The 25,160-nt window shown below is 72.7% G+C and carries 24 protein-coding genes; 10 read left to right on the top strand and 14 right to left on the bottom strand.

What is annotated here, in order from left to right; genetic code table 11:
• Positions 1-2: 2 nt before the first annotated feature.
• The 9 genes from AC3WUG_RS05270 to AC3WUG_RS05230 all read right to left on the bottom strand — a co-directional run bounded on the left by AC3WUG_RS05270 (position 3) and on the right by AC3WUG_RS05230 (position 8,451).
• A complete protein-coding gene (locus AC3WUG_RS05270; RefSeq protein ID WP_492326691.1) occupies positions 3-704 on the bottom strand; it encodes an NADPH-dependent F420 reductase in 702 nt (233 codons plus the stop codon).
• On the bottom strand, positions 701-1,741 hold the full coding sequence (locus tag AC3WUG_RS05265) for an LLM class flavin-dependent oxidoreductase (protein ID WP_492326690.1): 1,041 nt from the start codon (positions 1,739-1,741) through the stop codon (positions 701-703). Before AC3WUG_RS05265 ends, AC3WUG_RS05270 begins: the two co-directional genes overlap by 4 nt.
• A gap of 115 nt (positions 1,742-1,856) precedes the next feature.
• The gene (locus AC3WUG_RS05260) at positions 1,857-2,894 is read right to left on the bottom strand and encodes a LacI family DNA-binding transcriptional regulator (RefSeq protein WP_492326702.1); all 1,038 of its coding nucleotides are present in this window, start codon (positions 2,892-2,894) and stop codon (positions 1,857-1,859) included.
• 153 nt (positions 2,895-3,047) lie between these two features.
• Positions 3,048-3,974, bottom strand: coding sequence for a carbohydrate ABC transporter permease (locus AC3WUG_RS05255; protein ID WP_147795357.1), 927 nt, complete (start codon positions 3,972-3,974; stop codon positions 3,048-3,050).
• Positions 3,964-4,935, bottom strand: coding sequence for a carbohydrate ABC transporter permease (locus tag AC3WUG_RS05250; protein ID WP_147795356.1), 972 nt, complete (start codon positions 4,933-4,935; stop codon positions 3,964-3,966). Before AC3WUG_RS05250 ends, AC3WUG_RS05255 begins: the two co-directional genes overlap by 11 nt.
• Before the next feature lie 17 nt (positions 4,936-4,952).
• Positions 4,953-6,245 (bottom strand): extracellular solute-binding protein, encoded by a 1,293-nt coding sequence (locus AC3WUG_RS05245; protein WP_492326689.1) that lies wholly within the window; start codon positions 6,243-6,245, stop codon positions 4,953-4,955.
• 311 nt (positions 6,246-6,556) lie between these two features.
• Positions 6,557-6,655, bottom strand: coding sequence for a 30S ribosomal protein bS22 (locus AC3WUG_RS05240; protein ID WP_003792170.1), 99 nt, complete (start codon positions 6,653-6,655; stop codon positions 6,557-6,559).
• A gap of 181 nt (positions 6,656-6,836) precedes the next feature.
• On the bottom strand, positions 6,837-7,085 hold the full coding sequence (locus tag AC3WUG_RS05235; RefSeq protein WP_492326688.1) for a helix-turn-helix domain-containing protein: 249 nt from the start codon (positions 7,083-7,085) through the stop codon (positions 6,837-6,839).
• 184 nt (positions 7,086-7,269) lie between these two features.
• Positions 7,270-8,451 (bottom strand): acetoin utilization protein AcuC, encoded by a 1,182-nt coding sequence (locus AC3WUG_RS05230; protein WP_492326687.1) that lies wholly within the window; start codon positions 8,449-8,451, stop codon positions 7,270-7,272.
• Between the two features lie 284 nt (positions 8,452-8,735).
• Here AC3WUG_RS05230 and AC3WUG_RS05225 point away from each other — a divergent pair, with 284 nt between their 5' ends.
• From AC3WUG_RS05225 to AC3WUG_RS05180, 10 genes are all read left to right on the top strand, one after another.
• The gene (locus AC3WUG_RS05225; protein ID WP_492326686.1) at positions 8,736-9,020 is read left to right on the top strand and encodes a hypothetical protein; all 285 of its coding nucleotides are present in this window, start codon (positions 8,736-8,738) and stop codon (positions 9,018-9,020) included.
• The gene (locus AC3WUG_RS05220; RefSeq protein WP_492326685.1) at positions 9,011-9,646 is read left to right on the top strand and encodes a hypothetical protein; all 636 of its coding nucleotides are present in this window, start codon (positions 9,011-9,013) and stop codon (positions 9,644-9,646) included. Before AC3WUG_RS05225 ends, AC3WUG_RS05220 begins: the two co-directional genes overlap by 10 nt.
• A gap of 59 nt (positions 9,647-9,705) precedes the next feature.
• Positions 9,706-10,653 (top strand): peptidoglycan-binding domain-containing protein, encoded by a 948-nt coding sequence (locus AC3WUG_RS05215; RefSeq protein WP_492326684.1) that lies wholly within the window; start codon positions 9,706-9,708, stop codon positions 10,651-10,653.
• Complete coding sequence (locus AC3WUG_RS05210) at positions 10,650-11,291, top strand: ABC transporter ATP-binding protein (protein ID WP_492326683.1); 642 nt, start codon at positions 10,650-10,652, stop codon at positions 11,289-11,291. The genes AC3WUG_RS05215 and AC3WUG_RS05210 overlap by 4 nt, the downstream gene beginning before the upstream one ends.
• Positions 11,288-12,424 carry a hypothetical protein gene (locus AC3WUG_RS05205; protein ID WP_492326682.1) on the top strand — a complete coding sequence of 379 codons (1,137 nt, stop codon included), beginning with the start codon at positions 11,288-11,290 and terminating at the stop codon, positions 12,422-12,424. The genes AC3WUG_RS05210 and AC3WUG_RS05205 overlap by 4 nt, the downstream gene beginning before the upstream one ends.
• A gap of 131 nt (positions 12,425-12,555) precedes the next feature.
• The gene (locus tag AC3WUG_RS05200; protein WP_492326681.1) at positions 12,556-13,932 is read left to right on the top strand and encodes a TrkH family potassium uptake protein; all 1,377 of its coding nucleotides are present in this window, start codon (positions 12,556-12,558) and stop codon (positions 13,930-13,932) included.
• Between the two features lie 118 nt (positions 13,933-14,050).
• Complete coding sequence (locus tag AC3WUG_RS05195) at positions 14,051-14,686, top strand: potassium channel family protein (RefSeq protein WP_324846709.1); 636 nt, start codon at positions 14,051-14,053, stop codon at positions 14,684-14,686.
• Positions 14,683-15,939 (top strand): ROK family transcriptional regulator, encoded by a 1,257-nt coding sequence (locus tag AC3WUG_RS05190; RefSeq protein WP_492326680.1) that lies wholly within the window; start codon positions 14,683-14,685, stop codon positions 15,937-15,939. The genes AC3WUG_RS05195 and AC3WUG_RS05190 overlap by 4 nt, the downstream gene beginning before the upstream one ends.
• A gap of 147 nt (positions 15,940-16,086) precedes the next feature.
• Complete coding sequence (locus tag AC3WUG_RS05185; protein ID WP_492326679.1) at positions 16,087-17,346, top strand: PP2C family protein-serine/threonine phosphatase; 1,260 nt, start codon at positions 16,087-16,089, stop codon at positions 17,344-17,346.
• A 49-nt stretch (positions 17,347-17,395) separates the two neighbouring features.
• Positions 17,396-18,424 carry a magnesium and cobalt transport protein CorA gene (locus AC3WUG_RS05180; RefSeq protein ID WP_492326678.1) on the top strand — a complete coding sequence of 343 codons (1,029 nt, stop codon included), beginning with the start codon at positions 17,396-17,398 and terminating at the stop codon, positions 18,422-18,424.
• A 78-nt stretch (positions 18,425-18,502) separates the two neighbouring features.
• Here the strand turns inward: AC3WUG_RS05180 and mmsB are convergent, their stop codons facing one another.
• From mmsB to AC3WUG_RS05155, 5 genes are all read right to left on the bottom strand, one after another.
• On the bottom strand, positions 18,503-19,684 hold the full coding sequence (gene mmsB / locus AC3WUG_RS05175) for a multiple monosaccharide ABC transporter permease (RefSeq protein ID WP_492326677.1): 1,182 nt from the start codon (positions 19,682-19,684) through the stop codon (positions 18,503-18,505).
• Positions 19,681-21,219 carry a multiple monosaccharide ABC transporter ATP-binding protein gene (gene mmsA, locus AC3WUG_RS05170; RefSeq protein WP_492326676.1) on the bottom strand — a complete coding sequence of 513 codons (1,539 nt, stop codon included), beginning with the start codon at positions 21,217-21,219 and terminating at the stop codon, positions 19,681-19,683. The genes mmsB and mmsA overlap by 4 nt, the downstream gene beginning before the upstream one ends.
• Positions 21,220-21,329: 110 nt before the next feature.
• A complete protein-coding gene (chvE, locus tag AC3WUG_RS05165; RefSeq protein WP_492326675.1) occupies positions 21,330-22,472 on the bottom strand; it encodes a multiple monosaccharide ABC transporter substrate-binding protein in 1,143 nt (380 codons plus the stop codon).
• A 417-nt stretch (positions 22,473-22,889) separates the two neighbouring features.
• Complete coding sequence (araA, locus tag AC3WUG_RS05160; protein ID WP_492326674.1) at positions 22,890-24,398, bottom strand: L-arabinose isomerase; 1,509 nt, start codon at positions 24,396-24,398, stop codon at positions 22,890-22,892.
• Positions 24,395-25,141, bottom strand: coding sequence for an L-ribulose-5-phosphate 4-epimerase (locus AC3WUG_RS05155; protein WP_492326673.1), 747 nt, complete (start codon positions 25,139-25,141; stop codon positions 24,395-24,397). Before AC3WUG_RS05155 ends, araA begins: the two co-directional genes overlap by 4 nt.
• Positions 25,142-25,160: the final 19 nt, after the last annotated feature.

Below are 25,160 nucleotides of genomic sequence, written 5' to 3'. Positions count from 1 at the left end.
GGTCAGCCCGCGGCGTCCACCGCCGCACCGGCCCGCGCCGCGGCCACGACCGCGCCCCGCTCCGTCGCCGGGAACCGCGCCAGCACGGCGGCCAGCGTCCCGGCGTCCTCGTTCGCGCCGAACGCCTCGGCGTGCGGCTGGAGCGCCACGCTGTCGGCGAGCGACCCCGCGGGCACCGGGTCGAAGCCGAGCGCGTCCACGAACGCCGCGACCTCGGCCGCGGCCGCCGCGTCGTCCGCCGCGACCGCGATCGCCCGCCGCCCCGGCGTCCCCGCGGGCAGCGGGCCCTCGTCGAGGTCGTGGTACCCCATGTGGTTGAAGGCCTTGACCACCCGCGCGCCCGGCAGGGCCTCGGCCACGAGCACGCTGGTCGCCACCGCGGGGTCGGCGAGGTCGGGCCGCTCCCCGTCGGTCTCCCACCAGTAGTTCATCGCGTCGACGACGAGCCGCCCGGCCAGCAGGTCGCCCTCCCGCTCGACCACCTCGGGCAGCCGCCCGAGCGGCAGCGCGAGCACCACGAGGTCCGCGCGCGCCGCCTCCCGCGCGTCGACGGCCCGGGCGCCCGGCGCCAGCACCTCGACGATCAGCCGGATGCGCTCCGGGTCGCCCGAGCCCGCGACCGCCACGTCGTACCCGGCCGCCACCGCGAGCCGCGCCAGCACGGTGCCGACCTTGCCGGCCCCGAGGATCCCGACGGTCGTCACGCGGCGCCCTCCGCGAGCAGGTCGCGCACCATCGGCGCGACGCGGCTGCCGAACAGCTCGACGGCGCGCAGCCGGTCGCTCACCCGCAGCGGACCGCCGGTGTAGACGAGGTCGAACCGGCTCACGTCGAGGCTCGACACGGTCCGGGCGATCTTGCGGGCGACCGTCTCCGGCGAGCCCACGTAGAGCGAGCCGTGCGCCACCTCGGCGTCGAACTCCGCGCGGCGCAGCGGCGGCCAGCCGCGGTCGGCGCCGATGGCGTCGCGCATCTGCTTGTACGGACCGTAGTACGCCTCGAGCGCGGCCTCGTCCGTCTCGGCGACCAGGCCGTGCGAGTGCACGCCGACCCGGCCCTCGGGGGAGCCGAGCTGCGCGGTCGCCCGGCGGTACAGGTCGACGTACGGCCGGAACCGGTCCGGCTCCCCGCCGATGATCGCGAGCATGAGCGGCAGGCCGTAGTGCGCCGCGCGGACCACCGACTGCGGCGAGCCGCCGACGCCCACCCAGGTCTCCAGGCCGCCCGCCGTCTTCGGGTAGACGTCGGCCGCCTCCAGCGGGGCGCGGGTCGTGCCCGACCACGTCACCGGCTGCTCGCGGAGCAGCTGGGCGAACAGCTCGATCTTCTCCTCGAACAGCACCTCGTAGTCCTGCAGGTCGAACCCGAACAGCGGGAACGACTCGGTGAACGACCCGCGGCCGAGCATCACCTGGGCGCGGCCGCCGGACAGCGCGTCGAGCGTGGCGAACCGCTGGAACACGCGCACCGGGTCGTCGGAGCTCAGCACCGTGACGCCGGACGCGAGCCGGATCCGGTCCGTGCGGGTGGCGATGCCCGCGAGCACGGTCTCGGGCGACGACAGCGCGAAGTCGGGCCGGTGGTGCTCGCCGAGCGCGATGACGTCCAGGCCGACCTGGTCGGCCAGCACGGCCTCGTCGACCACGCGGCGGATCGCCTCGGGGTGGCTGAGCAGGCGCCCGGTGGCGTCGTCGGTCGGCAGGTCGCCGAAGGTGTCCAGGCCGAGCTGCAGGGCGGTCATGACGGGGTCCTCCCGGGTCGTCGTCGGCACCCATCGTGCGCGGCTTCCGTTGAACAATCAACTACCGGGCGGGATTCCGGCGCCGTCCCGGCCGGCGCGGCGGGCCGGGACGACGTCAGGCCACGACCGTGCGCGCCGGCGCCGCCGACCGCACCGCGCTGCCCACCGTCGACTCCCGGGCCACGACCTCGAAGTCCGTGATCACCTCGACGTGCTCGTCCGGCGCGGTGCCCGCGACCCGCGCGAGCAGCAGGTCCACCGCGGTCTGCGCGATCTGCTCCCGGCCCGGCGCGACCGACGACAGCGGCGGCGACGCGTAGGCCGCGTCCTCGATGTCGTCGAACCCGATCACCGCGACCTCCTCCGGCACCGCGACGCCCCGGTCGTGCAGGGCGTGCAGGGCGCCGATCGCGAGGGCGTCGTTCAGGCCGAACACCGCGTCGATCTCGGTCCCGGAGTCGAGCATCCGCTCCATCGCCTCCGCGCCGGTCGACCGGTGCCACAGCCCCGCCTCGCCGAGCAGCGCCGGGTCGAGCGGCAGGCCCGCCTCCGCGAGCGCCTCCTCGTACCCGCGCTGCCGCAGGGCGGCGCTGCCGACGGTCTCGCCCTCGTGCGACCCGATGAGCGCGATCCGCCGGCGGCCGGTCTCGATCAGGTGCCGGGTCGCCGCGCGGGCGGCCTCGACGTTGCTCATCGTCACGTGGTCGGCGGGGCCGCCGAAGATCCGTTCGCCGAGCAGCACCATCGGGAAGTCGACCGCGAACGACGCCCGGTCGTCGGTCCCGAGCGCGAGCGGCGAGAAGATCAGCCCGTCGGTGAGGTGCCGGCGCTGGCCGTGCAGCACCTCGAGCTCCCGCTCCCGGCTGGCGTTGGTCTGCTCGATCAGCACGATCACGCCGCGGCGCTCGGCGGCCTGGATCACGGAGTCCGCGAGCTCGGCGAAGTACGGCAGGCTCAGCTCGGGCACGGCCAGGCCGATCATCCCGGTCCGGCCCTGGCGCAGGTTCCGGGCCGACAGGTTCACCCGGTAGCCGAGCTGCTCGATGGCGGCCTCGACGCGGTCCTTGGTGCCCGGGCGGATGTACGGGTACCCGTTGATGACGTTCGAGACCGTCTTGATGGACACCCCGGCCAGCGCCGCGACGTCCTGCATGGTCACGCCCGCCTGGCGCCGCTTCCCGGTCACCGGACCACCTCCTCCGCCACGTGCTGCCCGACCCGGTCCCTGCCGACGCCGGCCGCGCCGCGCCCCAGCGTAGGGGCGCGGCGCGGCCGGCGGGTCACGCGTCCGGGGTGGGTCCGGTCGTCACCGGCCGCCGAGCCCGGTGGTGGCGACCGCCTTGACGATCTGCCGCTGGAACAGCATGAACAGCAGGATCAGCGGCAGGGCGGCGATCACGGCCGAGGCCATCGTCTGGGCGTAGATCGTGCCGTAGGCGTTCTTCACCGTCGACAGACCGACCGGCAGCGTCATGAGGTCGGGGTTGTTGGTGACGATGAACGGCCACAGGAAGTTGTTCCACGCGCCGATGAACACGAAGATCGCGACCGCCGAGACGATGGGCCGGGAGATCGGCAGCACGATGGACCAGAAGGTCCGCCAGTGCCCCGCCCCGTCCACCCGCGCGGCGTCCTCGATCTCCTGCGGCACCTCCGCGAAGAACTTGCTGAAGATGTAGACCATCACCGGCGCCACCAGCTGGGGCAGGATCACGCCCTGGTAGGTGTCGACGAAGCCCAGGGCCTCCATCTGCCGGAACAGCGGCACGATGAGGATCTGGCCGGGGACCGCGATCAGCGCGATGGTCGCCGCGAACAGCAGATTCTTGCCGCGGAACCGGGTGCGGGCGAACCCGTAGCCGGCCAGCGCGCACGCCGCGACGGTGAGGATCGTGACCGACCCGGCGACCAGCAGCGTGTTCGCCATCCAGCGCGGCACCTCGCCGCGCTCGAACACCGTGCGGTAGTTCTCCAGCGTGAACCCGCCGTCGGGGAACCACTGCAGCGGCACGGACTGGGCCTGCGCCTCGGTCTTGAACGAGGTGTCGACCGCCCAGAGCATCGGCAGCAGCCAGGACAGCGCGAGCACCACGAGCAGGACGACCGACAGGACGGTGGCGACCTTGCTGCGGCCGAGCACCAGGCTGCGGGTGCGGCGGTTCTCCTCCCGGCGCTCCGCGTAGGCGCGGCGGAACCCGCCCGTCGCGGGGGCGGTGAGCGTGTCAACGGCCACGGCGCTGCTCCTTCCGGCGAGCGGTGGTCAGCACCTGGAACCCGACGGCGACCACGATGATGAGCGCGAAGTAGATGTAGGACATCGCCGAGGCGTAGCCCATCCGGTACCCGGTGAAGCCGGTGTCGTAGATGTACTGCAGGATCGGCCGGGTCACCCCGTCCGGGCCGCTGCCGCCGTTGAAGGCGATGAACATCTGGTCGAACACCTTGAGCGACGCCAGGACCTGCAGCACGGTGATGAGCACGGTCGTCGACCGGAGCTGCGGCAGCGTGATCGACCACAGCCGGCGCCACGAGCCCGCGCCGTCCAGCGCCGCGGCCTCGTACATCTGGTCCGGGATGGCCTGCAGCGCCGACAGGTACAGCAGGAAGTTGAAGCCGACCGTCCACCAGAGCGTGAGCAGGGCCATCGACCACATGGCGACGCTCGGGTCGGTCAGCCAGCCGACCTTGTCCAGCCCGAGCCGGTCGAGCCAGTAGTTGAAGAAGCCGATCTCGGGCTGGTAGAGCCAGACCCAGATCTGCACGACGACCGCGACGGGCAGCATGTACGGCGCGAAGAACGCCAGCCGCCACACCCACTGGCCCGGCAGGCCGGTGTAGACCAGCAGCGCCATCGCCAGCGCGATCACCACCAGGGGGATCGTGCTCATCAGGGTGAACGCGACGGTGTTGCCCAGGGTGGACCACATGACGGGGTCGCCGAACGCCTCGGCGTAGTTGTCGAGCCCGACCCAGCCGCCGTTGCCCATCAGCGACTGCTCGGTGAAGCTCAGGCCGAGGCCCCAGAGCGTCGGGACCACCAGGAACAGCACGGCGATCACGACGAACGGGATGACGAACGGCCAGCCGCTGCCCTCGCGGCGGCTGCGGCCGCGACGGGTGGGGCGGTCGGGGGTGCGCGGCGGCGAGACGGTGCCGGTCGCCTGCGACTGGGACGGTGTGGTGACGGTGCTCATGTCTGCGATCCCTTCCGTCACGCCGGCGGCTTGGTCTTGAGGGCGGCGTCGAGGCTGCCGATCAGGCGGTCGACGGCGGCCTCGGGGGACGACTTGTCGAGCCAGGCGCCCTGCAGCGCCTCGCCGACGCGCGCCTGGAAGTCCGACCCGGAGCCGGTGAACCACGCCTGCGGGTCGAAGACGGCCTCCTCGCTCGCCGCCGCGTAGTGCGACTGCGGCACCTTGGCCTGGTACTCGGCGGACTCGGTGACCTCGCGGTTCGCCGGGATGTGCCCGCCGTCGGACCAGAGCAGCGACTTGTTGAGCATCGCCGCGACCGTCGCGTAGGCCGCCTCGCGCTTCTCCGGGTCGAGGTTGAGCTGGTGCGGCAGCACGAACACGTGCGAGTCGCCGTAGGTGGCCGGGGTGCCGAAGATGGTCGGCATCGGCATGGCGTCCACGTCGACGCCCGCCGTCAGGAACGACTGCAGCTCCCAGTTGCCGTTGAAGCACATCCCGACGCGGCCGGTGGAGAAGTTCGCGACGGCCGACGGGTAGTCGGAGTTCGCGATGGCCACGGTGTCGTCGAGCCAGGACTGCACCCAGGCGACCGACTCGACCAGCGCGTCCCGGTCCAGGTCGGCGGGCTGCCCCGGGTTCAGCACGACCTCGTTGCCGGTCTGCGCGTACAGGCCCCAGAGCATCCGGGACATCTGCGCGCCGTCGCCGGTGTAGCCGTAGCCGACGCCCGCGTACCCGGTGACCTCCGCCATGGCCCGCCCGGCCTCGATGAAGCCGTCGGGCGAGTCGACGCCCGCCAGCTTCCCGTCCGGACCCAGGATCCCGGCCTGGTCGGCCAGCCCCTTGTCGAAGAACAGCAGGAACGCGTGGAAGTCGAGCGGGACGGCCCAGAGCTTCCCGTCGATCGTCGCCCGGTCCCACAGCGCCGGCGGGAACATGTCCTCGGTGACGCCGTGCTCGGCGAGCAGGTCCAGGTCCCAGGGGTCGAGCACCCCGCCCGGCACCCAGCCGGCCACCCGGGTCAGGTGCATGACCGCCAGGTCGGGGGCACGGCCGCCGACCGACGCCATGATGAGCTTCGTGTAGTACGGCGCGCCCCAGGTGAGCACCACGGGGTCGATCCCGATGGCCGGGTTCTCGTCCTGCACCTCGGTCATCATCTGCTGGAAGATGCCGCCGTCACCGCCCGTGAACAGGTGCCAGAGCTGGATGCGCGTCTGGTTCGACGCAGCAGCGGCGTCGCCGCCGCACCCGCTCAGCGCCCAGGCCGTCCCGAGGGCACCGGCCCCCGCCACGGCTCCCCGGAGCACGGACCGGCGGCTGTACGCCGCTCGCCCCGGACCCCCGCGAGCTCCTGAGATCATCCTCGACCTCCCGCCTCCGCCGGCGCGCAGGGCACCGGAGGGTTTTCATCGTTGAAGAACCGCTCGGCAGTGAATCAGGACGGGACAAACCCCGTCAAGGGGTGACGATCCACCCCGGTGTGCCACGTGGCAACACGGCGCGCCGATCTGGGCGGGCACGAGCCCGGGCACATCGGCGCGCGCATGCCCGGGCACGACGAGGGGCCCGGCACTCGGTGCCGGGCCCCTCGTTCACGACGCCGCTCGCGCGGCGGCCGTCACTTCTTGTTGCGACGCTGGTGACGCGTCTTGCGCAGCAGCTTGCGGTGCTTCTTCTTCGCCATGCGCTTGCGGCGCTTCTTGATGACGGAGCCCATGGGGTCCTCGCTTCCTGTGGCGAGCGCTCGCAGCGCCCCGCCGGGTCGTGGTCGATCGACGCGCGGCACGACGAACGCCCACGCACGGGAAAGTCCGCCTCTACCTTACGCGATCAGCGCGGCCGTCCGCGACGCGCCGGTGCGCGACCGCCCCGAGGGGCGTGCGCGCGGTCCGCGCGGGTCAGGAGGACAGGCGGCCGGCGCGCGGGCCGCCCTCGCCCGCCTCGCCCTCGGCCTCGAGGTCGAGCCGGGCGGTCGCGAGGTAGTGGTCGAGCGCGTCCTGGGGCACCCGGAACGAGCGGCCGACGCGCACCGCGGGCATCTCGCCCGAGTGGAGCAGCCGGTACACCGTCATCTTCGAGACGCGCATGACCTCGGCGACCTCGGCGACGGTGAGGAACCGCACCCGCGGGGGCTGCTCGCTGGTCATGGCCGCTCTTCTCGCTCGTGCGCGCACGACCCGTGCGCGGAACTGGGTGCACACGCCGTGCCGCGACGACACCTTAGAGCCTGGTGAGGCTGGTGTGAAAGGGGAGACGGGTGGGACCACTCCCCGGGGTGCATCCACCCTCCCGCACCACCCTCGCGGACGCCTCCCGGGGCGGGCGGCCGGGTCAGTCGTGCAGCGGGTCCAGGCCCAGGAGCGGGAACGCCGCCGAGCGGGTGGCCCGGACGGCGCGGTCGACGTCGTCCGCCGGGTCGAAGCCGTCCGCCCAGGGGCGCCACGCCGGGCCGGCCCCGTCGGACATCGACCCCGGGGCCTCGCGGCCGTAGAGCGCGACGACCTGGTCCAGCCACGCCTGCGGCATCCGGGTCGCGGGGTCGACCGGGGCGTGCGCCGCGACCCCCAGCAGGTGCGTCCACGCGCGCGGCACCACGTCGACGACCGCGTACCCGCCGCCGCCGAGCGCCAGCCACCGGCCGCCGGAGACCTCGTGCGCCAGGTCGTGCAGCCACTCGGACACCAGCCGCTGCGCGTCGACGGAGACGTCCAGGTCGGCGATCGGGTCCTCGACGTGGGTGTCGCAGCCGTGCTGGGTGACCAGCACCTGCGGGGCGAACGCCCGGAGCACCGGCGGCACCACGGCGTCGACCGCGCGCAGCCAGCCGGCGTCGCCGGTGTGCGACGGCAGCGCCAGGTTCACCGCGCCGCCGGGCGCGCCGGGACCGCCGGTCTCGTCCGCGAAGCCGGTCCCGGGGAACAGGGTCGCGCCGCTCTCGTGCACCGAGACGGTGAGCACCCGGGGGTCGTCCCAGAACGCGCGCTGGACGCCGTCGCCGTGGTGCGCGTCGACGTCGACGTACGCCACCCGCTCGGCACCGGCCGCGAGCAGGGCGCGGATCGCGACGGCGGCGTCGTTGTAGACGCAGAACCCGGACGCCGCGCCGGGCATCGCGTGGTGCATCCCGCCGGTGAGGTTCACGGCGTGGTCGGCGCGGCCCTCCCAGACGGCGAGCGCCGCCTCGCGGCTGCCGGCCACGATGCGCGCCGCCGCCTCGTGCATGTGCGGGAACACCGGGTCGTCCTCGGTCCCGATGCCGCGGGCCGGGTCGCCGGCGCCGCCCGCGGACGCGCGCCGGACGGTCGCCACGTACTCCGGCTCGTGCACGGTCTCGAGCTGGGCGTCGGTCGCGGGCTCGGCGCCGACCACCTCGACGCCCGGCAGGTCCAGCAGCCCGAGCGCCCGCGCGAGCCGCACCGTGAGGTCCAGCCGCAGCGGCGCCATCGGGTGGCCGGGGCCGAAGTCGTAGTCGAGGAGCTCGGGCGTCCACACCACGCGCACCCGGGCCGTCATGCCCACACCGTAGCCGCTGACCGGCCGCACCCACGCGGCGGCGCACGACGGGACTGGTGCACCCGGTGCTTGCGCACGACGGAGCACCCCAGGCGGCCGACGAGCACTCAGATCTCTACCGACGACCACCTGGTCCCCGGGAACGGGAGCGGCACAGGCACCTACACAGGTTCTGCACAGACCCCGAGGGCGAAACGATCGAGATGCGGTCGGCGCTCCTGATCGACCGACCTGGACGACGCAAGGGGAGAAGGATGCGAAACAGGGCAAGGGTTTCGATGGTCGTGGCAGCAGCGACGTGCGCGCTCGCGTTGGGGACGGGGCCCGCCGTGGCGGCTTCTTCGGCGTGGCGCACCGCGAACGAGTGCGCGATCCTCAAGGTCGGGACGTGCGCCAGCGTCGCCACGATCGCCAGCTCGACCAGGGTGACGGCGGATGACGGGACGTGCGCGGGCCAGGTCGGCGTGTCGGTCAAGTGGCGCAGCGGCGAGATCTCGCAGGCGGTCTTCGCCAACGTGTCCGTCACGGTGACCGGATCGAACTACTCCCAGTACAAGGTGTGGCACTGACCACCGAGGGGCGACGACGTCGCTCGCTCGAGGGCCTCGCGTCGCTCGTCGTGGCTGCCCTGGCGCTGGGTGTCGGTGGTTGCGCGACACCCGGTGACGAGGGGCCCGAGGAGCTCCCGCGCGCGTACTCACTCGCCGCGGCGCTCGCGGAGGCCGAGGACGCGGCCGCTGGTGAGGATCAGGTCGTCGCCCTGAGCCGTGCCGTCGATGCGGGCGTCGTCACGGTCGAGGACGTCCGGGAGGCCGCTCGGCGTGCCGTCACCTGCATGGTGGAGAGCGGGATCGACGCGCGGGTCGAGGAGAGCACGCTCTCCCACGGTCTGGTGCTCCCCGGCTATCTGGCGAGCTCGAAGGGGGATGATCATGCCGAGGCCCGGATCGAGCTGTGCGACCGCGACGAGTACTTCTGGCTCAGCAAGGCATACCAGCTGCAGCCGTCCTCGGTCGAAGCGATCGAGCAGCACGCCGAGCAGCGAGCCCCTGCCATCCGTGCGTGCCTCGAGGAGCACGGGGTCCCGATCGAGGACGCGAGGTCGGCGAGCGAGCTCGCCGACCTCGCGTCCCGCGCGGCTCACGAGCTGATCGGCGTGAGCTGCCTCGCCGAGGCGGGGGTGGACGTGTGGTGAGTGCTCGTGGTCGACTGCCCGCGGTCGTGCTCGCCGTCGGACTGGTCGGTCCGCTCGTGGTGGCCGCGGGTCTCGCGACCGCCGCCCTGGCACGTTCCCCGCTCGAGGCGGACGCGCAGCCGGCTCCTGTCATCGCGGTGGTCGAGCGGGCCGTGCGCCAGGACGCCGAGTCGTCCTCGGTGACGTGGGTTCCGGCTGATCAGGTCCCGGTGCGGAGCCAGACCGCGGGCACGGTCACAGCCGTCGGCCTCGTCGAGGGTCGCGCGCCGACCGATGGCGATCTGGTCCTCGAGGTCGACGGTCTCCCCGTCCTCGCCTTCATCGCTCCGACGCCGCCGTACCGGGACATCGTCGTCGGGATGGTCGGACGGGACGTCCTGGCCCTGCAGCACTTCCTCGCCGCACGCGGTTACGACCTGACCACCGACGGCACAGCCGGAGTGTCCACCGGGCGCGCGATCGCGGCGTTCAACTCCGACCACGGACGATCCGGGAGCGACACGTGGAGCTCAGAGGCGCTCCTCTGGATCCCGGCGACCGTGGGGCCGCCGAGCGATGTCGAGGTGCGGGTCGGCGATGTGATCGCGCCCGGGACGGAGGTCTATCTGGCGCCCGAGGGCCACGACCGCATCGAGGTCGCCGCGGAGGCGGCCGACGTCGAGCGCGCGCTCACCGTCGGGGACGTCGAGGTGCGACTGGGCGCGGGGTCGACGGCGGTCACGGGCACCGATGACGTCGCCCGGATACGCATGGCGATGGCCGACGAGCCCACTGCGGGGGCCGTGCTCGCCCGCGCCACGGAGCGCGTCGTGGGGACCGTCCCCGCGTCCGCCGTCGTCGTCGATCGCCGCGGCGTCGCGTGCTTCTTCACGAGCCCCGGGGGGCAGGCCGTCCACATCGAGGCAACCGACGGAGGTTTCGGCCTGGTGGATGTCGATGAGCAGCTCATCGGAAGCCCGGTCCTCGTCGATCCCCGCGCGGCGGGCGCCGTGCTCACGTGCGGGTGATCGCCGAGCACGTCACGTTCACGCACCCGGGTGCTGAACGGCCGGTGCTGAGCGATCTCGCGATGGATCTCCCGGCGGGAAGCAGCACCGCGATCGTCGGGCCATCGGGTTCCGGGAAGACCACGTTGCTGTCCGTGCTCGGGGATCTCCTACGCCCCCAGACGGGACGGTTCTCCTGCGTAGACCGCCATGGCCGGGCGTTTCATCCGCGAGACGTCGCGACGTGGGTGCTCCAGACCGTGTCCTTGCTCCCCGACCGGACGGTGTCGGACAACGTGCGCCTCGGCGCGTACCTGGACGGGGCGGACCGGACCACCGCTGACCTGCGTGCCGCCTCCGCTCTCGCGCGGATGAGACTCGCGGACCGCGGGCACGAGCGTGCCCGAGTCCTCTCCGGCGGCGAAGCGCAACGGGTGGCGATCGCACGGGCCCTGGCATCCGCCCGCCCGGTCCTGCTGGCTGACGAACCGACGGGGCAGCTCGATGGCGTCACCACAGACCGCGTGCTCGACGCCCTCCTGGGCTCTGCGGACCGCACGGTCGTCCTCGTGACCCACGACGAACGCGCGGCAGCACGTTGCGACCGCGTGCTCCGACTCGACAGGGGAAGGTTGCACCCGCTCGGGGATGCCGGGTGAGGCGCGACGAGCGGGCACCTGTGGTCTGGCCGGATCGTCTGGCGGCGGCTGAAGGTCTGGCGAACGCGAGGAACGGCCGTTGGACCTCGGTGCTGCTGGTGCTCGTCACCAGTTGGGTCGTCGGCGTCAGCGGCGCGGCCAATGCGCTCGAGGTGGGTCGGCTCGTCTCAGTGGAACGCGAATGGGTGGCAGCAGGTGGCCGGACGTTCGTCGTGGAACCTTCGGACGCATCCGAGCGAGGAGGGATCGACGTGGCGTTGTGCGACCGCCTCGTCGAGGTCGACGGGGTGACCGGATCGTTCGCCACTCTGAGCACGAGCGCTGCCGCTGCACCGCGATCGGCACCGGGTCATCGGGCGACCATCGTCCTGGTCTCGCCAGGCGTGCATCGGTTCTTCGACGTCACCGCGGCGCGTGGCGCGGGGGTGATCGCCACGTCGGAGATGGTTGCGCGGACGGGGGTACGCGACGGCGAGGTCGTGACGCTCGACATCTCCGCATTCGACGGTGCGGTCCTGCCTGCCACCGCCACCGCCACCGCGGAACTGCGCGTCATCGACAGTCCTGCGTTGGCGGCCGATCTCCGGGAGGCGTGGCTCGTGCCGGAGCTTCTGGCCGGCGCCGCGTCGAGATGCTACGTCGCGACGGACGCGGCGCACCTCAGCTCGGTGCAGGCCCACCTCGGACAGGCGCTCGCGGCTCACGACGGGACCCCGGCCGTGGTCCGCCCCCGGCTGGCGGGAAGCACGTACGGGCTGGAGCTCGCCGGGGCGTACGCGCAGCGTCCGCTCGCGGGGGCGTCGGTCTTCGGCGGCGCGATGCTCACCGTTCTCTTCATCGTCGTCCGTTGGCACCACCGCGGGCAGTGGGCGGTCTACCGGACGTTCGGCGCTCACCGTCGGGCACTGCTGCTGATCCAGCTCGCCGAGTGGCTGGTCCTCACCGCTGTCGGGTGTGCCTGGGGCTGGGCCACTTCGGTCGCGCTCGGCATCGGCCAAGCGGTGGACGTGCACGTCGTCGTCGTCCAGGCGACGGCACACGCGGCGGTCACCTGGGCGAGCGGGACGCTGGGGGTGCTCGCCGCAGCGATGCTCCCCACAGGCACGTTGCTCGACACCCTCAAGGACCGATGACGCCCCCCGTCCGGGAAACGGCTCGCACGGCCCACAGATCCCGTGGTCTGCCGTCGACCTGACGTCCGGGTACCGTTCTGCGCGCAGGTGCGAACCGTCCTGCCGATGGCACCAGCCCAGAGGGAGGGCGGATGGCACGGGGCCTCCCCGGGGTGGTGTGGTCCGGGCGCGAGCTCGTCGACCGGCTGGCCCGCCAGTCCCCCGCCCGGCTGGCGCTCGGCGTGTTCGCGTCGGTGATCGTGGTGTTCACGGCGCTGCTGTCGATGCCGTGGGCGACCGCGTCCGGCGAGCGGGCGCCGTTCGTCGACGCCTTCTTCACCGCGACGTCGGCGGTGTGCGTCACCGGCCTGGTCACGGTGGACACCGGGACGTACTGGTCGACCGCGGGCCAGGTGACGATCCTGGTGGGCATCCAGATCGGCGGCCTGGGCGTGATGACCCTGGCGTCGATCCTCGGCCTCGCGGTGTCCCGGCGGATCGGGCTGACCCAGAAGCTGCTGGTCACCTCGGAGACCAAGACCACCCGGCTCGGCGAGGTCGGCTCGCTGGTGCGGACGGTCATCGTGACGTCGGTGGTGCTCGAGGTCGCGATCGCCCTGGTGCTGATCCCGCGCCTCCGGATTCTCGGCGACTCGTGGGGCGAGGCGGTCTGGCACGGGGTGTTCTACGCGGTCTCGGCGTTCAACAACGCCGGGTTCATCCCGACCACCGAGGGCCTGGCGCCGTTCGCCGCCGACTGGTGGGTGCTGCTGCCGATCATCGTCGGCGTGTTCATCGGGTCGCTCGGCTTCCCGGTGATCCTCAACGTCGCCCGCACCTGGCGCCGGCCCCGCCGGTGGAACCTGCACTCCAAGCTGACGATCACCACCAGCCTCGTGCTCGTCGCGTTCGGAGCGGTGGTCGTCGCGGCGTTCGAGTGGACGAACCCGAAGACCCTCGGCGGCATCGGCTGGAACGAGACGCTGCTCGCCGCCCTGTTCGCCGGCGTCATGCCGCGGTCCGGCGGGTTCTCGACCGTCAACGTCGCCGACATGCACGAGGGCACCTGGCTGCTCAACGACGCGCTGATGTTCGTCGGCGGCGGCTCCGCGTCGACCGCGGGCGGCATCAAGGTGACGACCCTCGCGGTGATGCTGCTCGCCATCGTCGCGGAGGCGCGCGGCGACCGGGACGTCGAGGCCTACGGCCGGCGGATCCCGCGCGAGGCCCTGCAGGTCGCGATCGCGGTCTCGCTCGTGAGTGCGACGATCATCCTGGTGGCCTGCCTGCTGCTGCTGGCGATCACCGGGCTCACCCTGGACGTGGTCCTGTTCGAGGTGATCTCGGCGTTCGCCACCTGCGGGCTGTCCACCGGGATCACCGCCGACCTGCCCGACGCCGGCAAGTACGTGCTCGCCGTCCTGATGTTCATCGGCCGGACCGGCACGATGACGCTCGCCGCGGCCCTCGCGCTGCGCAGCCGTCGCCGTGTCGTCCGGTTCCCCGAGGAGAGGCCGATCATTGGATGACCTGACCCGCACCGGCGCGACCGGCCTGGGACCGCTGCCCGGCGACACCCGGCGCGGCGACCGCCGCGGCGACCGCGGTCCCGAGGGCCGCGCCAAGGGCCCCAAGCGCGAGGCCGGCATCCTCGTCATCGGCCTCGGCCGGTTCGGCTCGGCGATCGCCGCGACCCTGGACCGGCTCGGCCAGGACGTGCTCGCCGTCGAGCGCGACCCCGACCTGGTCGCGCAGTGGACCGGCCGCATCCCGCTGGTCGAGGCGGACGCCGCCAACCCCGAGGCGCTCGAGCAGGTCGGCGCGCGCGAGTTCTCCGTCGCCGTCGTCGGCGTCGGGTCGTACCTGGAGGCGTCGGTGCTCATCACCGGCAACCTCGTCGACATGGGCACGCCCCAGATCTGGGCCAAGGCCGTCAGCACCGAGCACGCCCGCATCCTGCAGCGCATCGGCGCGCACCACGTCGTGCTGCCCGAGGCCGACGCCGGCTCCCGGGTCGCGCACCTGGTGTCCGGGAAGATGCTCGACTACATCGAGGTCGAGGACGGGTTCACGATCGTCAAGATGAAGCCGCCGCGCGAGACGCAGGGCTTCACGATCGGGCAGTCGAAGATCCGCGAGCGGTACGGCGTCACGGTCATCGGGGTGAAGAGCCCCGGGATCGACTTCGTGTACGCGACGCCGGACACCCGGATCGCGGCCAACGACCTGCTCATCGTCTCGGGTCACGCGGAGCTGCTCGAGCGGTTCGCGGCCCGACCGTGACGGGGGCGCCCGGGGCCGGGGGCGTCGGCGGCGCCGGGTCCGCGGGTCGGCCGGCGCGCCCCGAGCCGGTCCCGCCCGGCCGCGACCTGCCGTCCGACGCCGCGCCCGCGCCGCGCGACAGCCGCGGGCTGCTGCTCGCCGCGCTGCGCCGCGAGGACGGCCGCACCCAGGTCGAGCTCTGCCGCGCGACGGGCCTGTCGCCCGCGACGGTGTCGACCGCGGTGGCGGCCCTGGCCGCGGAGGGCCTCGTCCGGGTGTCGCCGACGACCCGGTCGGGCCGCCGGGCCACCCAGGTGCAGCTCGCCCCGTCCGGCGCGCTGGTCGGCGTGCACTGCTACCTCGACGAGGTCCGGGTCGTGCTCGACACCGGGGACGGCGCACCGGTCGAGGCGGCGATCCCCCTGCCGCCCGTGCCCGGCGCCGGGCAGCAGCGGGCCGAGCACGCGGTCCGCGCGGCGCGGGCGCTGCTCGACCGCGTCCTGCGGGAGACCGGCACGCACCCCGCGTCGGTGGCGGCGGTCGGCGTGGGCGTCCCGGCGCCCGTGGAGGTGCGGACCGGCCGCGTCGCGGGCGCCGGGGTGCGCGCCGGCTGGGGCGGCATGGTCGCCGCGCCCGCGCTGCTCGCGCCGTCCCCCGGCGTGCCCGTGCTGTTCGACAACGACGGCAACCTCGGCGCGCTCGCGGAGGCGCGGCTCGGCGCGGGCCGCGGGCGGTGGTCGGTCGTGCACGTCGCGCTGGGCGAGGGCGTCTCGGGCGGCGTCGTCGTCGGCGGGGAGGTGGTGCACGGCCGCACCGGCACCGCGGGCGAGCTCGGCCACCTCACCATCGACCCGGACGGCCCGGTGTGCTCGTGCGGCAACCGCGGGTGCCTCCAGGTGCTCGCGGGGGCGTCGGCGGTGCTGGACCTGCTGGCGGCCAGCCACGGGCGCCTGACGGTGCCGGAGCTGCTCGCGCAGGCCGCGGCGGGCGACCCGGGCTGCCGCCGGGTGCTGTCCGACGTGGGCCGGCACCTCGGCACCGCGCTGGCCTCGGTGTGCACCGTGCTCGACCCGGACGTGCTCGTCGTCGGCGGGGCGCTCGCCGGGGCCGGCGACGTGCTGCTGGACCCGCTGCGCGAGGTGCTGGCCGAGCGGACCGCCGTGACGGCGGGCGCGGTCGTCGAGGTGGTCGCGGGGCGGCTCGGCGTGGGGGCGCCGGCGCGCGGCGCGCTGCTGCTGGCCCGGGACGCGGCGCTGGGCGGCGTCGCGGGCTGACGGGGAGCCGCCGGCGCCCGGCCCGCGACGCCGCGCCGCACGTCCGTGCACGTGTCGTGGAGCACGCACCGCCGGGCTCATCCCGCGCCGCAGGATGCCGATGTATCCGGGAGAAGGTGACCGTCGCGCACGCCCGGGAGGTGATCGGTGCCGACCCGTACGACCACCCCCTCGGTGCCCACCCCGCGCGAGCCCCCGCGCGGCGGCGCCGACCCCGCCGACCTGGCCGCGCCGCCCGCGGTCCTCGCCGACGCCGCCGGCCCGACCGTCGTGGTCGCCCCGCTCGACACCGCCGCGCCGGCCGCGCGCAGCCTCCCCCAGCGGCTCGCCGCGCTGGAGCGGCTGGGTACCGTCACCGGCGCCACCGAGCCCCGGTTCGACCGGGTCGTCCGGCTCGCGCGGCAGCTCTTCGACGTGCCCACCGCCACCGTGTCGCTCGTCGGCGCCGGCGAACCGGCCCCGACGCCGATGGTCGTGCCCCCCGAGCTCGCCGGGACGCCTGCGCCCGGCCGCGACGGCGTCGCCGTGCTGGAGGACCGCGGCCCCGAGGCCCGGCTGCGGTTCTACGCCGAGCACCCGCTCGTCGGTGCCGACGGCCGGACCCTCGGCACCCTGTGCATCGCCGACACCCGCCCGCGGCGGTTCACCGCCGACCAGTCGGCGCTGCTGCGCGACCTCGCGCACTGGGTGGCCAAGGAGCTGAGCGTGGACGCCGAGCTCGACCGCGCCCAGCAGGTGCAGATGGGCCTGCTCCCCCGGGAGTCACCGCGGGTCGACGGCTACGAGCTGGCCGGCGCCTGCCTGCCGAGCAGCCAGGTCGGCGGCGACTTCTACGACTGGTACCCGGCCCCCGACGGCGTGGTCCTCACGCTCGCCGACGTCATGGGCAAGGGCCCCGCCGCCGCGATCCTGGCCGCCGCCGTGCGCGCCGTGCTCCGCGGCTCCGCGCAGGGCGAGAGCGTCGACCGCGCGATGCTCCAGGCGGGCGCGGTGCTGCACGCCGACCTGTCCGGCGCCGGCCTGTTCGCGACCGCGTTCCACGCGCGGCTCGAGGCCGCGACCGGCCGCGTCACCTACGCCGACGCCGGGCACGGGCTGACGCTGGTCGTGCGGGCCGACGGGTCGTGGGAGCGGCTGGACGCGCTCGGGCTGCCGCTCGGCGTCACGGACGAGGCCGGCCGGGACCTGGGCGAGACGCACCTGGGCCCCGGGGACCTGCTGCTGGCGTTCAGCGACGGGGTGCTCGACCTGTTCGACGGGTCGCTGCGCTGCGTGCCGCTGCTGGTGGGCGAGCTGCTGGACTGCCCCAGCGCGGACGAGGCCGTGCAGCGGGTGCTGCGCCTGGCGGCCGTGAGCGCGAGCCGGCCGGACGACGTCACGGTCGTCGCGCTGCGCCGCGCCGCCTGAGGCCGGGCGCCGCCGGGACGGCCGCGCCCCGCGGACCTATCGTGAGGGCGTGACGGACGTGCAGCGCACCGGGGCCGACGCCGTGATCGGCGACTGCGGCCTCTACACCGGCGGCGAGCGGGTGCCCGGGCGGGTGCCGCTCCGGAAGGCGGCGCATGCCGCCGACGCCACCGAGGGCTATGTCTGGGTCGGCCTGCGCGAGCCCACCGACGCCGACATCGCCGAGGTCGCCGCCGAGTTCGCCCTGCCGCCGCTGGCCGTCGAGGACGCCGTGCACGCCCACCAGCGGCCCAAGCTCGAGGTCTACGACGACGTCGTGTTCGCGGTGCTCAAGCCGGTCCGGTACGTCGACCACGTGGAGGTCGTCGAGGTCACCGAGATCGCGATGTTCCTCCGGCCGCAGGCGGTCGTGTCCGTCCGGCACGGCGAGGGCGGCGTGCTGCGCCAGGTGCGCGCGGAGCTCGACGCCGGCGTGCCCGCCGAGGAGGACTTCGGCCCCGCGGGCGTCCTGTACCGGACCGCCGACCGCGTGGTGGACGCCTACGAGGTCGCGCTCGGCCACATCGACGTGGACGTCGACGAGATCGAGCTGCAGGTGTTCGGCCCCGGCGACGACGACCACTCCGAGCGGATCTACAAGCTCAAGCAGGAGGTCGCGGAGTTCCGCCGGGCCATGCTGCCCCTGCAGCGGCCGCTGGAGCGGCTGGCGGCCGGCGAGGTGCCGCACGTGCCCGCCGCGGCCGAGCCGTACTTCCGCGACGTGCACGACCACCTGCTGCGGGCCGTCGACCAGATCGAGGTGATCGACCGGCAGCTCACCGACGTGCTGCAGGCGAACACCGCGCGGGTCACGACCGGCCAGAGCCGGGTGGCGCTGCGGCAGAACGAGGACATGCGGAAGATCTCGGCGTGGGCGGCGATCGCGCTGGTCCCCACGGCGATCGCCGGGATCTACGGCATGAACTTCGAGCACATGCCGGAGCTCGGGACGCGGTACGGGTACTTCGTGGTGCTGGCGGTCATCGCCGGCGCGTGCGTGGCGCTGCACCGCGCGTTCCGCCGCAACCGCTGGCTCTGACCCCGGGACGCGGCACGGGCCGGGACCCGGGGTCTCCCCCGCGTCCCGGCCCGTACCGGCCGTGCGCTGCGCCCGAGGTCAGCGGGCGGCGCCCGCGCGGCGCTTGTTGTAGATGTCGAACGCGACGGCCAGCAGGAGCACGAGGCCCTTGACGATCTGCTGCGTCGACTGCGGCACGCCCATCAGCTGCATGCCGTTGGACATGACGGCCATGATCAGACCACCGACCATGGCGCCGGTCACGCGGCCGACACCACCGGTCGTCGACGCGCCGCCGATGAAGCAGGCGGCGATGGCGTCGAGCTCGAACATGTTGCCCGCGCCGGGCTGCGCACCGTTGGAGCGGGACGAGTAGATCGCACCCGCGACACCGGCCAGGAAGCCCATGTTGACGAAGATCCAGAAGTTGACCTGCTTGACCTTCACGCCGGACAGCTGGGCGGCGTTGAGGTTGCCACCGATCGCGTAGACGTGGCGGCCGAACACCGTGCGGGTGGTGACCGTGTTGTAGGCCAGGATCAGCACCGCGAGGATGATCAGCACGATCGGCAGGCCGCGCGAGTGCGCCAGCTGCCAGGCGAACGCCATGACGACGACCGCGATCGCGACGATCTTCAGGATGAACAGCGGCAGCGCCTCGACCGACTGCTGGTAGCGAACGCGGCCCATGCGGGAGCGCCAGGCGGAGTACGCGTAGCCGAGGATCGCGAGCGCGGCGATCACCAGGGTGAACGCGTCGTAGCCGTTGCCGCCGAACAGGCCGTTGAGGAAGCCGCCCGCGACGCGCTGGTAGTCGGCCGGGAACGGCGACAGGGAGATGTTGTTCAGCACCTCGTAGGTGAGGCCGCGGAACAGGAGCATGCCGGCCAGCGTCACGATGAACGCCGGGATCCCGACGTACGCGACCCAGAAGCCCTGCCACGCGCCGACCAGGAGGCCGACCACGAGGGCGGCGAGGATGCCGACCCACCACGGCTGGCCGTTCTTGATGACCAGGATCGCGGACACCGCGCCGGTCAGCGCCACCACGGAGCCCACCGACAGGTCGATGTGGCCGCCGATGATGACGATCACCATGCCGATGGCGAGGATCAGGATGTACGAGTACTGCAGGACGATGTTCGTGATGTTGCCCGGTGCGAGCAGCACGCCGTCCGTGAGGACCGCGAAGAGCGCGATGATCGCGACGAACGCGATGTAGATGCCACTCGTCCGCAGGTTCTTGGTGAAGATGTCCCGCAGGCCTTCCACAGCCGTCATCGAACCGTTTCCTTTTCCTTCGTCATGAGCTCCATGAGGCTCTCCGGGGTCGCGACCGCACGCTCCTGCACGCCGGTGATCCGGCCGAACGCGAGCGTGTAGATGCGGTCGCAGATGCCCAGGAGCTCGGGCAGCTCGGAGGAGATGACCACGACGGCCTTCCCCGCGTCCGCGAGCTTGTTGATGATCGTGTAGATCTCGTACTTGGCGCCGACGTCGATGCCGCGGGTCGGCTCGTCCAGGATCAGGACCTCGGGGTCCGTGTAGATCCACTTGGACAGCACGACCTTCTGCTGGTTGCCGCCCGACAGCTTGCCGGTCAGCGCCATGACGGTCGGCGACTTGATGTTCATGGACCGCCGGTACTCCTCGGCGACCTTGATCTCCTCGTTGCCGTTGACCCAGCCGGCCTTCGACAGCTTGCCGAGAGCGGCCGCCGAGATGTTCCGGCGGATGTCCTCGATCAGGTTGAGGCCGTAGGTCTTGCGGTCCTCGGTCGCGTACGCGAGCCCGTGGCCGATCGCCTCGCTCACCGAGCGGGTCTTGATCTCCTTGCCGTGCAGGAAGACCTTGCCGGTCACGTTGCGGCCGTAGGAGCGGCCGAAGACGCTCATCGCGAGCTCGGTCCGGCCGGCGCCCATCAGGCCCGCGATGCCGACGATCTCGCCGGCGCGGACGTTGAAGGACGCGCCGTCGACGACCACGCGACCCGGCTGGGTGGGGTGCTCGACGTGCCAGTCCTCGACCCGGAACACCTCCTCGCCGACGTGCGAGACGTGCTCGGGGTACCGGTGCTCGAGGTCCCGGCCGACCATGCCCTTGATGATCCGGTCCTGGGTGACCTTGTCCTCGACCATGTCGAGGGTCTCGATCGTCTTGCCGTCGCGGATGATCGTCGTGGAGTTCGCGATCTCGGCGATCTCGTTGAGCTTGTGCGAGATCATGATCGAGGTGATGCCCTGGCCCTGCAGGTGCCGCAGCAGGTTGAGCAGGTGCTCGGAGTCCGAGTCGTTGAGCGCCGCGGTCGGCTCGTCGAGGATGAGCAGCTTCACCTTCTTGGAGAGCGCCTTGGCGATCTCCACGAGCTGCTGCTTGCCGACGCCGAGCTGGCCGATCGGGGTGGTCGGGTTCTCGTCGAGGCCGACCCGGGCCAGCAGCACGGCCGCCTCGGAGTTCGCCTGGTTCCAGTCGACGAGGCCGTGGCGCGCCCGCTCGTTGCCGAGGAAGATGTTCTCCGCGACCGAGAGGTAGGGCACCAGAGCGAGCTCCTGGTGGATGATCACGATCCCCTTCTCCTCGGAGTCGTTGATCGAGCTGAACTCGACCGTCTCCCCGTCGAAGCGGATCTCCCCGTCGTAGGTGCCGTGCGGGTACACGCCCGACAGCACCTTCATGAGGGTGGACTTGCCGGCCCCGTTCTCCCCGCAGATCGCGTGGATCTCCCCGCGCTTGACGTTCAGGTTGACGTCCTGCAGCGCCTTGACCCCGGGAAAGGTCTTGGTGATGGAGTGCATTTCCAGGATGTGGTCGCTCATGCGGCCTCGACCGTCCTCAGTCGTGTCGGGCGATGGAACACGTCGCCGCGGGACCGGCCGGCACGAGTCGTGCCGGCCGGCCCGCGTCGGTCACGCGGTGGGTCGGGGGGTCAGGAGGCCTGACCCGCCGCGACCTCCTCCTCGGTCCAGTAGCCCGAGTCGATGAGGAGCGACTGGATGTTGTCGGCGTAGACGATGTCCGACTCCAGCAGGAACGACGGGACGACCTTCACGCCGTTGTCGTAGTCCTCGGTGTTGTTCGCCTCGGGCTCGTCGCCCTCGAGGAACGCCTGGGCCGAGACGACGGCCTGCTCCGCGAGCTTGCGGGTGTCCTTGAAGATCGTCGAGAACTGCACGCCGTCCTGGATGAGCTTGACGGAGGCGATCTCGGCGTCCTGGCCGGTCACGATCGGCAGGCCGGCCTCGATGCTGTCGCCGTAGCCGGCGTTCTGCAGCGCGGTGATGATGCCGCGGGAGATGCCGTCGTAGGGCGAGAGCACGCCGTCGACCTTCGAGCCGTCCGAGTACGTGGAGGTCAGCAGGTCCTCCATGCGCTTCTGGGCGGTCTCCTGCAGCCAGCGGAGCGTGGCGACCTGCTCGATCTCGGTCTGGCCCGACTTCACGACCAGCGTGCCGTTGTCGATGTACGGCTGCAGCGTGTCCATCGCGCCCTTGAAGAAGAAGTGCGCGTTGTTGTCGTCCAGCGAGCCGGCGAACAGCTCGATGTTGAACGGGCCGGTCGCGCCGGCCTCGTTGCCCTCGGCGTCGAGGATGCCCAGGCCGACGAGCAGCGAGGTGGCCTGCTGGACGCCGACGTTGTAGTTGTCGAACGTGACGTAGAAGTCGACGTTCTCGGTGTCGCGGATCAGGCGGTCGTAGGCGATGACCGGGATGCCCTGGTCGGCCGCGGCCTGCAGCTGGTTGGCCAGCGCGGTGCCGTCGATCGAGGCGACGATCAGGAGGTCGGCGCCCTTCGTGATCATCTGGTCGATCTGCTGCGCCTGCGTCGGGATGTCGTCGGCCGCGTACTGCAGGTCGACCGTGTAACCGGCCTCCTCGAGCTGGCTCTTGACGGCGTCGCCGTCCGCGATCCAGCGCTCCGACGTCTCGGTCGGCATGGCGACGCCGATCGTGAGGTCGCTGGGGTCCGCGTCGGTGCCCTCGCCGCTGGTGCTGCCGGCGCCGCCGCCGGAGCACGCCGCCAGGCCGAGCGCGAGAACGCCGCCGAGCGCGACGAACCGGATGCTCTTCATGTCCTTCTCCTCCTCGAGAGGGTTGCTGACCTCGTCGTCATGGGCGCGGAAACCGCACCGTCGCCCGTCCTGCCCTGCGCCGTGTGCCGGGGTCGTTCTCCCCCGCCACCGGCGAGCACGTGCACACTCTCCCGGCCTTGACTTCAAGAAGTCAAGCCAAAGGAACCGGGCTCAGGTTGCAGATGGATAACGGTCCGCGACCTGGCGCGCAGACGCAGTGTCGCCGCAGGTCAGCGCCCATTTCGACCGTTCGAGGGCCGCCCGTCCCCGGCCTCGGATCACCCGGCCGGCGCAGCGCCTTGGCTTTGGTCGCCGAACTCAGGGAGCCGAACGGGCGAACGGCAGGTGAGCGCTCACACGACGACGGCCCGCCCCCGCAGCAGCGGGGACGGGCCGTCGGGGCGGAAGGGCCGGGGGTCAGAACCCCTGGGCGATCCGGTAGTACACCTGGTTCCAGCGCACCTGGTCGCGGAAGCCGCGGCGGGTAGTGTCCTGGTCGATGACCAGCAGCTCGGTGCCGGCGATGTCGGCGTAGATCTCGAACGCCTCGACGCCCGCCGCGGTCGACATGACCGTGTGGTGCGCGCCGCCGGCGGTCAGCCAGGCCTCCGCCGACGTGGCGAAGTCCGGACGGGGCTCCCAGACCGCGCGGGCGACCGGCAGGTTCGGCAGCTCCTGGGTCGGGGGCACGACGTCGACGACGTTGGCGGTCATCCGGAACCGGTCGCGCATGTCGGCCAGCGACACCACCACGGCCTCGCCCGGGTCCGCGTCGAACACCATGCGGACCGGGTCCTCCTTGCCGCCGATGCCGAGCGGGTGGATCTCCACCTTCGGCTTCGACGTCGTCAGGGAGGGGCAGACCTCGAGCATGTGCGCGCCGAGGATCTTCTCGGCGCCCGGGGTCAGGTCGTAGGTGTAGTCCTCCATGAGCGACGCGCCGCCGGGCAGGCCCTCGCCCATCACCTTGGCCGCGCGCACCAGGACGGCGGTCTTCCAGTCGCCCTCGGCGCCGAAGCCGTAGCCCTTCGACATCAGGCGCTGGACGGCGAGGCCCGGGAGCTGGCGCAGGGCGCCGAGGTCCTCGAAGTTCGTCGTGAACGCCTTCGCGCCGACCGAGGTCAGGAAGGTCTCGAGCGCGATCTCCTGGCGGGCCGCGTAGCGCAGCGACTCGTGGCGCTCGCCGTCGCGGCGCAGCTCGGGCACCACGTCGTAGAGGTCCTCGTACTCCGCGACCAGCGCGTCGACGTCGGCGTCCGCCACGGCGTCCACGGCGGCGACGAGCTCGTTCACGCCCCAGGTGTTCACCGAGACGCCGAACCGCAGCTCGGCCTCGGTCTTGTCGCCCTCGGTGACCGCGACGTTGCGCATGTTGTCGCCGAACCGGACGAGCTTCAGCTCGTGGGTGGCGGCCCAGCCCGCGGCGGCGCGCGCCCAGGTGCCGACCCGCTTGGCGACAGCCGGGTTCGACGCGTGGCCGACGACGGTCGTGCGGGCGACGCCGAGCCGGGACGCGATGTACGCGTACTCGCGGTCGCCGTGCGCGGCCTGGTTGAGGTTCATGAAGTCCATGTCGATGCTGTCCCAGGGCAGCTCGACGTTCGCCTGCGTGTGCAGGTGCAGCAGCGGCTTGCGGAGCTGGTCCAGGCCGGCGATCCACATCTTGGCCGGGCTGAACGTGTGCATCCAGGTGATGACGCCCAGGACGCGGTCGTCGGAGTTCGCGTCGAGCATCGCCCGGCGGATCGACACGGAGTCCTTGAGCACCGGCTTCCACACGATGCGGACCGGCACGTCGGCGGCCTCGTCCAGGGTGCGGGCCACCTCCTGGGACTGCTCGGCGACCTGGCGCAGGGTGTCCTCGCCGTACAGGTCCTGGCTGCCGGTGAAGAACCAGACCTCGCGGTCGGCGTACGGCTTGCTCATGCGTCCTGCTCCTTCGTGGCCGCAGCGGCGCTGCTCTGGCCGTAGACGTTCTGGTACCGGGCGTAGAGGGAGTCGACCTGGTCCTGCGGGATGCGGGTGGGCTCCCCGAGCTGGCGGGAGATGTGCACGGTGCGCGCGACCTCCTCGACCATGACGGCGGCCTTCACCGCGGCCTTGGCGTCCTTCCCGATCGTGAAGGGGCCGTGGTTGCGCATGAGCACCGCCGGGCTGCGCGACTCGCGCAGCGTCTCGACGATGCCGCGGCCGATCGAGTCGTCGCCGATGAGCGCGAACGGGCCGACCGGGATGTCCCCGCCGAACTCGTCGGCCATCATCGTCAGCACGCACGGCACCGGCTCGGCGCGCGCGGCCCAGGCCGTCGCGTACGTCGAGTGCGTGTGCACGACGCCGCCGATCTCGGGCATGTGCGTGTAGACGTAGGCGTGCGCCGCGGTGTCCGAGGACGGGCTGCGGGTGCCGTCCACCAGGTTCCCGTCGAGGTCGCAGACGACCATCGACTCGGGGGTCAGCTCGTCGTAGGTCACGCCGGACGGCTTGATCACGAGCAGGTCGGCGGCCGACGGGCCGGCCGGGTCCACCTGGACGCGCTGGGACACGTTGCCCGCGGTCCAGACGATGAGCTCCCAGCGGGGCAGCTCGGCGTGCAGCGTCGCGACGACCTCGCGGGTGCGCGCGACCGCCTCCTGCACCTCGGCCGGGTAGTCGGCGAGGGTCCGGGTCATGGGTTCTCCTCCAGAGGGT

It is taken from the genome of Cellulomonas sp. EB106-03-03-XG116, assembly GCF_058792015.1.
The sequence above is the reverse complement of the archived record's forward strand: the minus strand, read 5'-3'. Positions and strand labels throughout refer to the sequence as shown.